The following is a 14607-nucleotide window of genomic DNA, read 5'->3' on the forward strand; positions in this document are numbered from 1 at the left end:
ATTTGACGGCGTCAAATAATAAAAACATCTTATCCTATTGATTTACAATGAATATATTGTGGCTCAGCATTTGCTATCCTCAATCAACTCATTGGTATCAGGATCTACATTATGTCAGTCACTGCTTTTTCATTGCCGAAGTTTTGTCGTAATACCTGGTTAATTACCCGCTTTGAATTATTTCGTTTGTTTGGCAGCCCCCGCGGTTGGTTTGCGTTAGCGGCATTTGCCGTGATCTGGTTTTTAATTCTGCGTTACCCCATTTTTGAAGCAAGCGCTGCGCTGCAGCAAGCCGACACCCAAGCCATGTTGAGCCGGGTGTTTGGCATGATCGGTATGTATAAACTGATGGCCTGGCCTTTACCCGAGCTGATTGTGTACTGGTTGATTAGTCTGGTGTTGCTGCCGTTGGCGGTTGTCATCACCAGTGCCGATCAGACTAGCAGCGACCGCTCGCGGGGCACCTTACGTTTTCTGACCTTACGGACCAGCCGCGACTCTATTTTCTTTGGACGTTTTCTCGGGCAGTGGCTGGTACAAGGCTTGTTGATCATCATTTCTTTAGTGGCAACGCTTGGCATGGCGGCGTGGCGACAACACAGTTTGTCGCTGGCAGCACTGGAAGCGGCATTGATCATGGGTTTAAATTTGTTCATCGTACTGGCGCCTTTTACCGCATTGATGGCGTTGTGTTCGGTGTTGGTACGCTCGTCGAAACTGGCGGTTTGTCTGGCCATTGTTGGTGGTGGTGTGCTGATTGGCTTGATTAGCTGGGCTGGCTGGTATTTTCCGGATGTATTGCGGCTGCTGCAATATATGCCTGGCGCGCAAGTGCCGGCATTACTCAGCAATCAGGGGTGGTCGACCTTTAAAGAAGTGACCTTGCCGCTGGTACAAACTGTGGTACTGCTGGCGGTGGGCCGGATCGCATTACAAGGAAAATCATTATGAGTACGATTATTCAGGCGCAGCAATTATCTAAATCGTTTGGCCGGCATCAGGTCCTGCATTCGCTGAACTTCAGCATCGAAGCCGGTGAGCCAATTGCGCTGATTGGTCCGAATGGCGCCGGCAAAACCACCTTGTTCAGTATTTTGTGTGGGTTTCTGAAACAAGACCACGGCAATATCGAAATTTTTGGCCAAAAGCCCGGTAGTGAAGGCTTGTCTGGCCGGGTCAGCGCTTTACCGCAAGATGCGATGCTGGACCCAAATTTTTCGATTGGTACCCAACTGACATTTTATGGCCAGCTGCAAGGCATGAATAAAGCGACCGCTGTCGCTGAAACCCGTCGGGTGCTGGCGTTGGTGGACTTGGCCGATTACATCTCACAAAAAGCCACGGTGCTGAGCCATGGTATGCGCAAACGGGTTGCAATTGCCCAGGCTCTGTTAGGACAACCAGAGTTGGTGCTGCTGGATGAACCAACGGCCGGTCTGGATCCGGTCAATGCGCTGCAAGTGCGTCAAATTATTGCAAATCTGACCTCTGAAGCGACTTTTATGATCAGCTCGCATAACATTTTTGAGCTGGAACGGCTGTGTGGCACTGTGCTTTATCTGGAGCACGGCAAGCTGGTGCAGCAACGTTCAGTGCAACAAGGCGCTATCGGTTATCTGAGTTTGCAATTAGAAAATGCTGACGCGGCGTTAGTGCTGAATGTACTTCGGCAGTTGCCTGGAGTGAACAGCGTTGAAAATGCGCAGAAAAATGAATTTGCGATCCACTATGACCGCGAACTGGCGCCGGACTTGGATATCAGTTTAATTGGCGTGCTGCGCGCGCAGGGCTGGCAATATCGCAGTCTGACGCAAGGCCGTACTTTAGAGCAGCAGCTCTTTGCGGTGGCAAACGGTTAGCTTTCCAGGAATTGCAGCTTATCCGGCACGCCGTTCCAGAGATCGGCATCTGCCGGAGCGGCTTTGACGGTGTTGATGTTGGGCCACACCAGCGCCAGTTCGGCATTCAGCTCAATGAATGGCTGTTGTCCTTCTGGCAAAGCGTCGTGTTGGAAAATGGCATTGGCCGGACACTCTAGTTCGCATAAACCACAATCAATACAAATGATTGGGCTAATGGCGAGAAAGTTGGGACCTTCAAAAAAGGCGTCGACCGGGCAAACGGCAACACAGTCAGTGTATTTACATTTGATGCAATTATCGGTGACGACAAACGCCATGTTGACCTCCCCAAACCACGGGTCTAATAAATCCGCCAATGTGCGGCCGGTTTTCGCGGCGAAATTGTACGGAACAAACGCAAAAATACAAGTCAGCAGCTTTTTTTCAGGCACTGACGCAAATTGTAACGGCAATTATGACGTCTGATCAGCCAATTTGACGTAAAATAGCCGCAATTACCATCTTGTGAGCTGGCGACATGCTGGCTAAGACACCGATAGGACTTTGCATGATCCGTTTAACTGAAATTAAATTACCCCTCAATCACGACGAAGCTGCGCTGCCAGCGGCCATTCTAAGCAAACTCAAAATCAAACCGGAACAACTGAAAAGTTTCAGTATGTTCAAACGTGGTTATGACGCGCGCAAAAAATCCGACATTCAGCTGATTTACACTTTGGATGTTGAAGTCGAACAAGAAGCTTTGCTGCTTAAAAAGTTCGAAAAAGATCAACACGTTAAACCCTCCCCTGACACCAGCTATAAGTACGTTGCACAGGCTCCACAGCAGTTAAGCGACAGGCCGGTGGTGGTTGGTCTTGGCCCTTGTGGGTTATTTGCTGGTTTATTGCTGGCTCAAATGGGGTTTAAACCGATTATTCTCGAGCGCGGCAAAGAAGTGCGGGAACGGACTAAAGATACGTTCGGCTTCTGGCGCAAAAAGCCGTTAAATACCGAATCAAACGTGCAGTTTGGTGAAGGTGGCGCTGGCACTTTTTCTGACGGCAAATTGTACAGCCAAGTGAAAGATCCAAAACATTATGGCCGCAAAGTGATGAGCGAATTTGTCGCCGCCGGTGCGCCTGATGAAATTATGTATGTCAGCAAACCCCATATCGGCACCTTTAAGTTGGTGAATATGGTGGAAAAAATGCGCGCCAATATTATTGAACTTGGTGGTGAAATTCGATTTAGTACCCGCGTCGACGATTTGTTGCTGACCGATGGCGAAGTTACAGGCTTGCAATTGTCGACCGGTGAAACCTTGCCATGTCGTCACGTGGTGCTGGCCGTCGGTCATAGTGCCCGCGATACCTTTGAAATGTTGTATCAGCGTGGTGTGTACATCGAAGCCAAACCGTTTTCGATTGGCTTTCGGATTGAACACCGCCAGTCAATGATTGATGAATGCCGCTTTGGCAGCAACGCCGGTAACCCGTTGCTGGGCGCTGCCGATTACAAACTGGTCCATCATTGTGACAATGGCCGCACCGTCTACAGCTTTTGTATGTGCCCGGGCGGCACTGTGGTCGCGGCGGCATCAGAAGCCGGCCGCGTCGTCACCAACGGTATGAGTCAATATTCACGCAACGAGCGTAATGCCAATAGCGCCATCGTTGTTGGTATTGACCCGGAGCGCGATTATCCAGGCCATCCGCTGGCGGGCATTGAATTACAACGAGTGTTAGAAGCTCAGGCCTTTGTACTGGGTGGTGAAAATTATGACGCGCCAGCCCAGCTGATTGGTGATTTCCTGTCCGGTACACCGTCCACTGAATTTGGTGAAGTACAGCCTTCGTACACGCCAGGGGTGAAACTGACCGATTTATCTAAAGTATTGCCAGACTTTGCCATTGCCGCGATTCGGGAAGCTATTCCGGCTTTTGATCAGCAAATCAAAGGTTTTGCCCGGCCGGAAGGTTTACTCACCGGCGTCGAAACCCGTACTTCGTCACCAATTTGCATCAAGCGCGGTGCCGATTTACAAAGTCTGAATGTGAAAGGTTTGTACCCGGCTGGCGAAGGCGCTGGTTATGCTGGCGGAATTTTGTCGGCGGGTATTGATGGCATTAAAGTCGCTGAAGCTTTGGCATTGGCGATGCTGGCGCAGAATCAGTCTGCGTAATTCATGTTGTTGTGATATAAAGACGTTTTGTCAAACTAACGTAAAAAAAGTATGGTGTAACCCGGCATTTACCTGTCGCCAGGCATAAGCGGCGCAGTCAAAAATGACGTGTATACCCCGAATCTTCAAGGGTGACGGGTATAGGTCTTACCATCGGATCAATGAAAAGGAGTGCATAATGCGTAAGACCTTGATAGCTGTCGCTGTAATTGCCGCCGGAGCGCTGGCTTATTATAAATTTGGCCCGGGCATGGCCTCGGCACCAGAACTGGCTGGCCTGGAATACGTTCCAGCCGACACCGCGTTGTTTTCAGCGCAGGTAACGCCAATTGATTTAGGTAGTTATTTATCCAGCCTTGGCATGGGCCCGCAGTACTACGACGCCAATATGCAAAAAGCTTTTGCCGATATGGCAGTAGAAGCCACTGAACCTCAACACAAATTCGGTTTGGCACTGCTGCAGACTTATATGAAAGCATTGGCAGATCCGGCTGCATTAAGTGCCAATACCGGCATTAAAGCGCAAATGCGCAGCCTGGCCTACATGGTTGGTTTGTCACCGGTGCTGCGGATGGAACTGGGTGATGAAGCTGCATTCTGGCGTCTGTTTGATGATGCTGAAAAAAGCAGTGGTTTTAGCCATGTCGCGCAGCAAATTAACACCGTTAAATATCGGCAGTACCGTTTTGCTCACGAAGAACTGAGCATGGATTTTCTGGTGTCGGTGCAAAACGGCTGGGCGACTATCGCCTTTACTTCAGAGAAATTTGAGAAGCAGCATCTGGCCATCATGATGCTGGCAGAGAAACCAGAACAAAATCTGGCGAATACTTCAACTATCAAAGATTTACAGAAAAAGTATCAGCTGGAAAAAGGTGCTTATGGTTATCTGAGCACCGCACAGTTCAGCAAGTTCCTGACCAGTAAAGACGGTAACCGTCTGGCGAAAGACGTTGAAGCTGTGTTTGGTGCAGAAACCACCGTCGCTTTGGCCGCTTGGCGCAACCCGGCTTGTGAAGCTGACGTCGCTGCGATTAGCGCCAGCTGGCCGGGCATGTTTATCGACAATAAGTTTGACCTGTCCAATTCAGCGTTGCTGAAAGTGACGGGCCGGATGTTGATCCCAACTGAAAATCAGGAAACAGTGAAGTTGTTGGCTGCATTACGTGGTTTCCTGCCGGCGCATACCATGTCCGTTCAGAATTCAGGCATGTTCTCTACGGCAGTTGGTTTGGATGTGGCGCAACTGGCGCCAACGCTGGGCAAACTCTGGACCGGTTTAACTGAACCGGCTTATAGCTGTCAGCCGTTGGCCGAGATGCAAGCGCAGATGAAACAATCAAATCCATTAGCGGCAGTGGCGATGGCCGGTATGGCCAGTGGCTTGCAAGGTCTGTCGGTGACAATTAACGACGCCGAGCTTGACCTCACCACCAGCAACCTGAAAAGTGCTGACGCGCTGGTAACGGTGTCTGCTGATAACGCCCGCACCTTCTTTGAAGGGATCAAAGCGTTTTACCCACCGCTGGCAACGGTTGCATTACCTGCGGCCGGTGCAGAGCTGGATTTAGCGACCATTATCCCGGAAATGGCGGTGCTGGGTATTCAGCCAAAATTAGCCTTGTCTGATTCGCACCTGCTGATCTACGTTGGGCCTACAGCAACCACCCAATCTGCTGCCGTTGCTAAAGAAAGCCTGACTAAAAATGGCTTGCTGAGCTTTAGCATGGACTATGGCCGTTTCTTTAAAGCGCTGGAAGTTGCCATGAAGGCCAGCGGTACTGAAGTTCCGCCAGACTTTCAGCAATTCTCTGGCAGCACCATGAAAATGGCGCTGAAGATGGATGTGAATCAGCAAGGTATTGTGATGAATTCCGAACTGGAAATGGCGCTGGCGACTAAATAACGTCACAGCTCTATAAAATCAGTTTTACCTGATAACCGCAGCTGTTGCATCGGCTGCGGTTATTTTTTGGGTGCGATGAAGTTCACACGGTTTTAGCACGCAACCACTGTTGTTGCCACCACAGGAGCGGCGCAGTGATCAAAATCAGCAACAGCGCATAACTCATGGCTGGGCCCAGCATCCAAACCAGCAATAAACAAATGCCGATACTGATGCACACCACCAGCCGGTGTTTCGAAGGGAGGAGCCGCAGTGCTGCCGACATACTGCCCAGATATATCAGCACAAACACGCCATTGACCCAGCCGATGAGATCCGGTAATCCGGCATCCAGCCATTCGGCACCACACAATACCATCGCCATTAGTGACAAAATACTGCCCAGCGCCCGTTCCGGTACCTGATGTCGGTTCAGTGGTTGCAGTGCTTTGGGCAAGACGCCATTGTTGCTGAAACTCCAGCACAGTCGCGCCACGCTGGCGGTGTAGACATTCACCGTGGCCAGGCCACTACAAAGTCCAAGCACACCAATCAGCAGATAACCACCGCCGCCAAATAAGCGGTTAAAACCATCGGCCATGCTTAAGTCTTCGCCGGGCTTGGCTAAAATCTGCAGCAAATGGCTGCAACCTAAATAAATACAACCGACCACCAGCAAGCCGAGCAACAGCGCCGGTACTAAATCACGTTTGGGGTCGCGAAAATCCTGGGCTAAATGGGTCATGGCTTCGACGCCAAGGAAACTCCAGAAACCCAGTGCCAGCGCTGCGGTAAAACCGACGGTATTGAATTCAAGTGTGGTTTTGTCTGGTAAAGGTACGTTGTCTGCCTGATACGCAAAAGCGCCAAACATTAACAGCACCACCGCGACGATCAAAAGTGTGAGTCCGAGCTGCAATTTGGCAGATAACTGCACTCCCCGCCGGTTTAATAGCCACAACAGCATTAAAAACATTAGCTCGACCGGCAACTGCCAATACCGTAAATCGCCAAGCCAAGGGCTCAAGAGCGGCGCGACAAAAGAATAAGTCATCATCATCGCGGCCGAAGCGCCGAGTGGCACCACCAGCACAAACATCAATCCGGTGACCCGACCGGCCAACGGCCCGAACGCTTCCCCGACAAAATGCGCTGGCCCTGCCGCATGGGGCAACACTCGTGCCAGTGCCGCAAACACAAAAGTGACCGGAATCGCCAACACCGTCAGTAGCAACCAGGCCCAGCTGGCATAAGGTCCGGCCTGGGCGATGGTCAGTTGTGGCAAAATAAACACGCCGGTGCCCAATAAAGTGGTTGCCAGTAACGCCGCACCTTGCCAGAGGTTGAGTTTGTGGTTCGAATTCATGGTGGAAAGTGCCTTTATCTGAATGATCGACAGCTGCGTTTAGTTCTGGCGCTATGCTACCTTGTTTTTGCAGTGCAAAATGGCGGAAAATCGCTCTGCAGTGCCGACGTTTTGTCGCGCCAACCGGCGTTATGCCGGTGTTTTTTCAAAATGGAGACTTTGGTGTCAGATAAATTTGATCAGTTGATTATCAAAGCATTACAGGAAGATGCCCGCCAATCGGTGTCAGCGATTGCCGAGCAGGTTCATTTATCGCGCAGCGCAGTGTCGGAACGGCTAAAGCGGCTGGAGCAAAGCGGCGAAATTCGTGGTTATCAGGTGTTGCTCGGCCATAAAAGCATGTCAGGAGTTGCCGCATACTTTGACATTCAACACAACAGCGCGCGTTGTGCTGATGTGATCCCTTTGCTGACCGCCATTCCGGAAGTGCGGCGGTGTCATGGTATCAGTGGTGAAATTGATTTAATGGTGTTTGTACAGGCCGATTCAGTGACAAGGTTACATCAAATTCGCGAGGAGCTGGATGCGCATCCGGCGATAGTGCGGATCAAAACTCATATTGTTTTAAGTGATTGGATTAACAAGGCTGATTGACGTAATGAACCCATTGGCAAAGGTTGTTTCCTACCAAAAAAATGTGGCCGGTATCATACCGGCCACATAATTTAGCGATTGTGGTTTTTAGAATTTATAGCTGACTTTGGCGTAAACATAACGGCCACGCGGGCTGTACATGCTGCTGACGTAGCCATATAAATCGCCATCACCATCCCCTGCTGCAAATGGTGGATCCTCATTCAGCAGGTTGCTGACACCAAGTAATAGTTTGGTTTGCGAATTCAGATTGTAATAAACCTGTGTATCAACGGTGATTTGTGAATCAACCATTTCTGATGTTTCAGTATCAAAATCCAGCGAACCATCAAAATCAATATCCGGGGTATCTTCAAACTCGCCGATGTAAGACAAAGATGCTGCTACACCCCAGTCGTTGCGGCTCCAATCTGCAGAAGTGACCCAGCGATATTGCGGATAACGGTATTCACCAGCGTAGGATCGGTTATCTTTTTCAAATTCATCCAGATAGGTCCATTCCAGATTAAATTTCAGCAGACCATTGCTTCCAAGATCCATTTTATAGTTGCCCGATAAATCAAGGCCCTGAGCTTCCTGCGAACTGACGTTAAAGTAGCCATTATTGATGCGATCTAATGTACCCAGAGTTTGGCCCGGTTGTGGTGCAAAACGGATACAAATAATGCTGTTCTGATTGCCGCATTCAGCCTGGTATACATCACCAAAAGGCACTTCATCAATTTTGTTATCCTGGGTGATGCTCCACAGATCCAAGCTGAAATCCAGATCCGGTGTTGCTTGCCACACTAAACCAACGTTCCAGCTTTCCGATTCTTCCGCTTTCAGATTCGGGTTGCCGGCAAAAATAATGGTGTAGTCGGTCGAAGCACAAGCTGGATTATTGGTATTTGGTGTTGGGCAAAGGAAGGTATCGATAAAAAATTGTGATTCCTGCGATGGACCAAGACCAATTTGAGCCAGTGATGGCGCCCTGAAGCCTTGGCTCCAGGATGCGCGCAGGGACACCGTCTCGGTTGGAGTGAAATGCAGGGCAATTTTAGGATTCGCCGTACCGCCAAAATCGCTGTAATGGTCGTAACGTTCGGCCAGTTGCAGCTCAAGGTTTTCCATGACCGGTACTGACAGTTCGACATATGCCGCTTTTTGCGAACGGGATGCCGCAGCTGATACCGATTCAGTACCAAAAATCAGCCCGCGGGTAAATTGGTCATCCGGTGTATCGCGTGCATCTTCTTTACGGTATTCCACACCAGCAGCCAGGCCTACTGCGCCGGTTTCAAGCTGGAACAACTCACCGCCAATATGTGCATCGACTGAGGTCAAATGCGATTTACCGCGACGCACCAGGCTGGTGGTAATGGCATCAATCACCGATTGTGGGTTTTGCACACCACCAAAGGGGTTATAGCGACCGGCATTAATTTCGGTTTGTAAAAAGTCGGTTCTGACCCAGCCCTGATCCCGTTCACCGGTCTGAGTCGCTGCGCTACGACCTTTTTGCGCTGCGGCTTCCCATTCCCAGTTATTAAAAGTGCCGCGAATACCAGCTAACAACCGTAAGGTGTCTGAGGTAATGTCCCAACGGCGGTTACCGGCATCAACAGTACGATATCGACCTATTTTGATGTCTTTTTTCCATGGGTTATTCGGGTGCGAACCTGGCACCGTCAGGCCTGCACCTTCATCCAGTGGCGTGGCGGCTCCGCCAGCGGTTGAGGTATTGTGCTGAACCGCGATTTCAGAAAATATCTCAATATCACCATCCAGTTTGCGGCTTAAGTTTAAGATAGCACCAAGCCGTTCTGCTGCTGGGATGGCGATAGAGGACGGGCCATAATCATACAAACAAGTTTGACCGGCTATGCTGCCTGCCGGGCAACCAGGGTCACGCAAGGTTACGCCATCGACGATAAATCGGCCGGGATAGCCCCGTGACGAACGCAGATCCTGACCACCGTATGCGGATTGGTTGGCACTGCCAAATCGCCCCAGTTCCGAGTTGTCAATTTGGCCGTTATTAAAATAATCCAGAATTAAGGTGGCGTTACTTTTATCATCGCCAGTGCCCCAAACGGTGCTAAAAGTGGTTTCGTCATATCCTGGACCTGTGGTCTGGCCGTAACCCAGCGACACATCAGTGCCGGTATAGTCTTTGCGAAGAACCACGTTAACCACGCCTGCCACAGCGTCTGAGCCATAAATAGCCGATGCGCCGTCTTTGAGAATATCAACCCGTTCTATGGCGGCGACCGGAATGCTATTGATATCGACAAACGAATTGACGATGCCTTCGGCAAAAGCGCTGGTTGCCACCCGACGGCCGTTGATCAATACCAGTGTCGCATCGGCGCCAAAGCCACGTAAGCTGATAGCCGCCGCACCATTGGCGGTCGAATCCTGGCTGTTGCCCCGAGTGGAAAAAGTACCGGAGCCGGTGGTCGGCAACCGTTCCAGTAATTGTTGTAAGTTATCAAAACCAGATTTATCAATCATTTCGCGGTCGATGATGGTGACCGGAGATGGTCCTTCCAAATCTGTGCGTTTAATGTGGGAGCCGGTGACTTGCATCCGTTCAACGGCTTTTTCTTCGGTCGGTGGGGTAGCTTGTGCCAATGCTGTATTGCTGCAAAGAATGGTACTGACGGCAAAAGCGCAACGATGTAGTTTCGATCTAATGTGTTTCATAGCAATCCTTTTGTAACCTGGGTCATTGTTTTTCTAGTTTTACTTACCGTTATCCGGCGGTTTACCTATAGTACAAAACCGCTGCTTTTGTCGGATTACAGCCTAAACTTTGCATAATTTTTTTTCATGTGTCGTCCGAAGTGGCTATTTCAGGCAGCACCGAAATATATTTTTACAAATCAATGGTTTTCGGGAACATGATTAGTGGTTAACTACTGAAGTGCTTGAGTTTTAACCAGCGGCGTTTTACTTTCGTTATAGATCTGGCGGTGCCGTAAACAGAGCAGCCAGCGTTGCAGTGAACAATTTCGTTTACATCAAAGCAGAAGGAATTCGAATGAAAGTTTATCCGGAACATAAAACCAGAACGTCTGTGCTCGTCGTCAGTTTACTGGCCGTGTCGATTTTAGCGGGTTGCGAGAAGGCGACCGCTCCAGCCACTGAACCCGCTGCCGCAGTCGTTGCTGCCGATCAAGCGACAGATAAAGCTGCTGCGCCTGCATTTGCCAACTACAGTGCCGAGCAGTTTTATGCCACTAAGTCCTATCAGGGTAGCGCGATAAACCATAATGGTCAGTCGTTGCTGGTGGCTTCGGATGAAACCGGGGTCTTTAATTTGTACCGGGTCAGTCTGGATGGAAAAACCTGGCAACCGCTGACGACCTCAACCACTGACGCGGTGACGCCAGTTGATTGGTTCCCGAAGGATGATCGGGTGTTGTATACCGCCGATCAGGGCGGCAACGAACTGCACCACCTGTATGTATTGGAAGCTGACGGCAAAGTGGTGGATTTAACGCCGGGTGACAAACTCAAAGCGATGTTTGGCGGCTGGCTGGGTGATACGGCGTTTTTTGTGATGAGTAACGAGCGCGACCCAAAATTTTTCGATTTGTATCAGTACGATGCTAAAACCTACGCTCGCACGCTGGTGTATCAAAACAACGAAGGTTTTGAAGTGGCGGCGATCAGTGACGACGGTCGTTATCTGGCGCTGAGCAAAGAGCGCACCAACGCTGACAACAACCTGTATTTACTCGATTTACAAGACCCAGCCAAAACCCCACTGCATATCACACCACACGATGGCAAGGTCACTTTTGCCGCGCATGGATTTAGTCGCGATGGTAAACAGCTGATTTTTGGCTCGGATCAAAGTTCGGAATTCAGTCAGGCATTTAGTTATGACCTTGCCAGCAAGCAAAGTGCGGTCTATCAGCAAGCGGACTGGGATATCAGCTACATCGGCTTTAGCAAAGACAACAAATACAAAGTGACCGCCATTAACGCAGATGCTTCCACCAAAATTCAAATCACCGACCAAAATACCGGCCAGCCGCTGCAGCTGCCAAAACTACCGGATGGCGATTTACGTGGCATCAGCTTTTCAGCAGATAGCCAGTATCTGAGCTTTTACGTCAACGCCGACAACAGTCCATCCAATTTATACGTCTGGAAAATTGGTGATGCCACCGCCAACCGCTTAACCCAGGCGCTCGACAGCACCATCAACGAAAACAACTTGGTGATGAGCGAAGTGGTGCGGTTTGCCAGTTTTGATGGGGTGCAAATTCCGGCCTTGTTATATCAGCCAAAACAAGCCAGCGCCAATAGTCGGGTGCCGGCCGTTATTTGGATCCACGGTGGCCCGGGCGGACAATCCCGCACTGGTTACAGCCCGGTGATCCAACATCTGGTCAATCAGGGTTATGCGGTGTTGTCAGTGAATAACCGGGGTTCCAGTGGTTATGGCAAAACCTTTTTCCATCTGGATGATTTAAAACACGGTGAAGACGATTTGCAGGACATTGTTTACGGTAAAAAATATCTGCAGTCGCTGAACTGGGTCGCCACCGACCGCATTGGCGTCATGGGCGGCAGCTATGGCGGTTATCTGACGATGGCGGCGATGGCCTTTACCGATGAATTTAAACTGGGCATCAATATTTTTGGCGTGACCAACTGGGTACGGACGCTGGAAAGTATTCCACCATGGTGGGAATCGTTCCGGGAATCTTTGTACGCCGAGCTTGGCGATCCGACCAAAGACGGTGAACGCCTGCGTCGCATTTCACCGTTATTTCATGGCGATAAAGTGAAAAAACCGGTGCTGGTGGTACAAGGTGCCAATGATCCACGTGTATTGCAGGTGGAAAGTGACGAAATGGTCGCTGCCATCAAGAAAAACGGGGTGCCGGTGGAATATGTTTTATTCCCGGATGAAGGTCACGGTTTTGTCAAAAAAGCCAACCGCATCACCGCGCAAAATGCTTATTTAGCCTTTTTGCAGAAGTATTTATAACAGCAAAAGCCCGTTGTCCCTGAAGTTTCAGGTACAACGGGTGTTTAGCCTGCAACTTCAATGATGAAGGCCAGAAGTTATTGATCTTCTGGCCTGCTCTGTTTACCCTTGCGCTATTGATGCTGCTTCGGATGTCACCATGCCTGCCAAAACGCCAACCACTACTTTGCCGCTGACGACTGCCACTGAGCCGTTATCAGCCGACCGTTTGCAAGCTTTACATCTGGATCAGCAGCTGTGTTTTGCGATGTATTCCACTTCCTTGTTGATGACCAAAATTTATAAACCAATGTTGGATCAGCTTGGGCTTACATATCCGCAATATCTTGTGATGCTGATTTTGTGGGAAAAGGACGGCCTGGCGCTGAAAGATATCGGCGAGCAGTTGCATATAGATTCCGGCGCCTTAACCCCGGTGATTAAACGGATGGAAGCGCAGGGCTTGTTAACCCGTCGCCGCCAGCCGGATAACGAGCGGACGTTAGAAATTTGCCTGACGCCAGCGGGCTTAGCGCTTCGGCCAGCCGCCAGTGAAATCAACCGCAATCTCGGGATGAAATGTGGCATGGCCGAGCCAGATATTATTGCGCTGCGTCAACAACTTATCGCGCTGCGCAGTAGTTTGCAGCGCGCTTTATAACCGTTTAATTGGCGCTATTTTTGCCGCTGCTCACAACCGGAGTTACGGCTATTCCGGTAACTGCTTGCTGCTTCAGCCACAGACTAAACTCCTGATCCATCGAAGTTCCCCAGCTGCGAACCAATGCCTGATATCTGGGATAATCACCGTTTCGAAGTAAATTCAGCATCCTGTCCACTTGCGGCCTTTGTTGTTCCAGTAAAAAACGGGCCGCCAGATAACCCCAGCGATAAATCCGATCGCTGCCGTGATTGCGCTCATAACCGGTGTGAAACAACTCGCTGAGTTTAAATTGCTGGGTTGTCGCCAGTTTCAAGGCTTCCGGATTGTCTGCGCCATGCGCCACATATTCGGCCATGCCCTCGGTCCACCAGATTAAATAAGGCGTGTCGGGCGCTGGCGTCGGGCAGTTTTCTGGCGGTGCATGCGAGTCGTGCAACGTGGCACAAAAATCACCATATAAGTTAAAACGCCCATCCAGATAATGCACAAACTCATGGCTTAAATTCCATACCTGGCCTTGCTCGCGCTGATAAGCAACAAACTCGGCCTGATTTCCCGGCAGATCCGGAAAACCCTCCAGATACATCCCACCGTTGTCGGTAGGCATCTGAAAATGCTGACCAGCGAATTCGACATACTGCTGTTTTGACTGATAAATATTGGCGCGTAGCATGGTGTTGTGATCGTGCTTCACCGGCTTGCCCGCAGTTTGAAACAACTGATGAAACCGCTGTTCGATGGCGGCAAGTTGGGCACAGGCCGCTTGTTGTTGCGGCTGAGTTAGGGCCGCCGAGCGCAAAGTCAGGCTGGTGCTGCATTGGTGCTGCTGACTGAGGATTTGATCCACGCTGGCGGTTTTTCGGGTGGCGGCCGGATTGGCATTGGCGATGCCACTCACAATCAAACTGCTTATCAGCAAACAGCTGTTGAGCAAGCCCTGGCACCTGAATAAAAACATCATCTTCGTCATAAATTCTCCGGAAACTGTTTACTTTCAATTCAAATATATTGTATACAATATTCTATATCAAGGGTTTTCACTTGTACGCAGTGCACGAAGCAGTGCCGGTACCAGAACTAATACCAGGCCGGAGCAGAAGTTT

At 50.1% G+C, this 14607-nt stretch carries 11 protein-coding genes; 7 read left to right on the top strand and 4 right to left on the bottom strand.

The window, feature by feature from the left end; genetic code table 11:
• The first annotated feature begins 111 nt into the window (after nt 1–111).
• Both EOE67_RS07570 and EOE67_RS07575 read left to right on the top strand, forming a co-directional pair.
• Complete coding sequence (locus tag EOE67_RS07570; RefSeq protein ID WP_127698431.1) at nt 112–951, top strand: ABC transporter permease; 840 nt, start codon at nt 112–114, stop codon at nt 949–951.
• On the top strand, nt 948–1859 hold the full coding sequence (locus EOE67_RS07575) for an ABC transporter ATP-binding protein (RefSeq protein WP_127698432.1): 912 nt from the start codon (nt 948–950) through the stop codon (nt 1857–1859). The genes EOE67_RS07570 and EOE67_RS07575 overlap by 4 nt, the downstream gene beginning before the upstream one ends.
• On the opposite strand, the gene fdxA is transcribed toward EOE67_RS07575, so the two are convergent.
• Complete coding sequence (gene fdxA / locus EOE67_RS07580) at nt 1856–2179, bottom strand: ferredoxin FdxA (protein ID WP_127698433.1); 324 nt, start codon at nt 2177–2179, stop codon at nt 1856–1858. The genes EOE67_RS07575 and fdxA overlap by 4 nt on opposite strands.
• Nucleotides 2180–2409: 230 nt before the next feature.
• On the opposite strand from fdxA, the gene EOE67_RS07585 reads away from it, so the two are divergent.
• Both EOE67_RS07585 and EOE67_RS07590 read left to right on the top strand, forming a co-directional pair.
• The gene (locus EOE67_RS07585) at nt 2410–4026 is read left to right on the top strand and encodes an NAD(P)/FAD-dependent oxidoreductase (RefSeq protein WP_127698434.1); all 1617 of its coding nucleotides are present in this window, start codon (nt 2410–2412) and stop codon (nt 4024–4026) included.
• A 178-nt stretch (nt 4027–4204) separates the two neighbouring features.
• On the top strand, nt 4205–5932 hold the full coding sequence (locus EOE67_RS07590) for a hypothetical protein (RefSeq protein ID WP_127698435.1): 1728 nt from the start codon (nt 4205–4207) through the stop codon (nt 5930–5932).
• Between the two features lie 82 nt (nt 5933–6014).
• Here the strand turns inward: EOE67_RS07590 and yjeH are convergent, their stop codons facing one another.
• A complete protein-coding gene (gene yjeH, locus EOE67_RS07595) occupies nt 6015–7277 on the bottom strand; it encodes an L-methionine/branched-chain amino acid transporter (RefSeq protein ID WP_127698436.1) in 1263 nt (420 codons plus the stop codon).
• A 162-nt stretch (nt 7278–7439) separates the two neighbouring features.
• Here yjeH and EOE67_RS07600 point away from each other — a divergent pair, with 162 nt between their 5' ends.
• Nucleotides 7440–7871, top strand: a complete 432-nt coding sequence (locus EOE67_RS07600) for an Lrp/AsnC family transcriptional regulator (protein ID WP_240652744.1) — start codon at nt 7440–7442, stop codon at nt 7869–7871.
• 87 nt (nt 7872–7958) lie between these two features.
• On the opposite strand, the gene EOE67_RS07605 is transcribed toward EOE67_RS07600, so the two are convergent.
• Nucleotides 7959–10559, bottom strand: coding sequence for a TonB-dependent receptor (locus EOE67_RS07605; protein ID WP_127698438.1), 2601 nt, complete (start codon nt 10557–10559; stop codon nt 7959–7961).
• Between the two features lie 337 nt (nt 10560–10896).
• Between EOE67_RS07605 and EOE67_RS07610 the strand changes: the two genes are divergently transcribed.
• Entirely contained in the window at nt 10897–12861 is a 1965-nt protein-coding gene (locus EOE67_RS07610; protein WP_127698439.1) for a S9 family peptidase, read from the top strand.
• Nucleotides 12862–13000: 139 nt separating this feature from the next.
• The gene (locus EOE67_RS07615) at nt 13001–13501 is read left to right on the top strand and encodes a MarR family winged helix-turn-helix transcriptional regulator (RefSeq protein ID WP_127698440.1); all 501 of its coding nucleotides are present in this window, start codon (nt 13001–13003) and stop codon (nt 13499–13501) included.
• 4 nt (nt 13502–13505) lie between these two features.
• Here the strand turns inward: EOE67_RS07615 and EOE67_RS07620 are convergent, their stop codons facing one another.
• The gene (locus EOE67_RS07620) at nt 13506–14474 is read right to left on the bottom strand and encodes a collagenase (RefSeq protein WP_206099511.1); all 969 of its coding nucleotides are present in this window, start codon (nt 14472–14474) and stop codon (nt 13506–13508) included.
• Nucleotides 14475–14607 lie beyond the last annotated feature (133 nt).

Origin of the sequence: Rheinheimera riviphila, from assembly GCF_004005945.1 — a bacterium.
Taxonomy (GTDB): Bacteria; Pseudomonadota; Gammaproteobacteria; order Enterobacterales; family Alteromonadaceae; genus Pararheinheimera; species Pararheinheimera riviphila.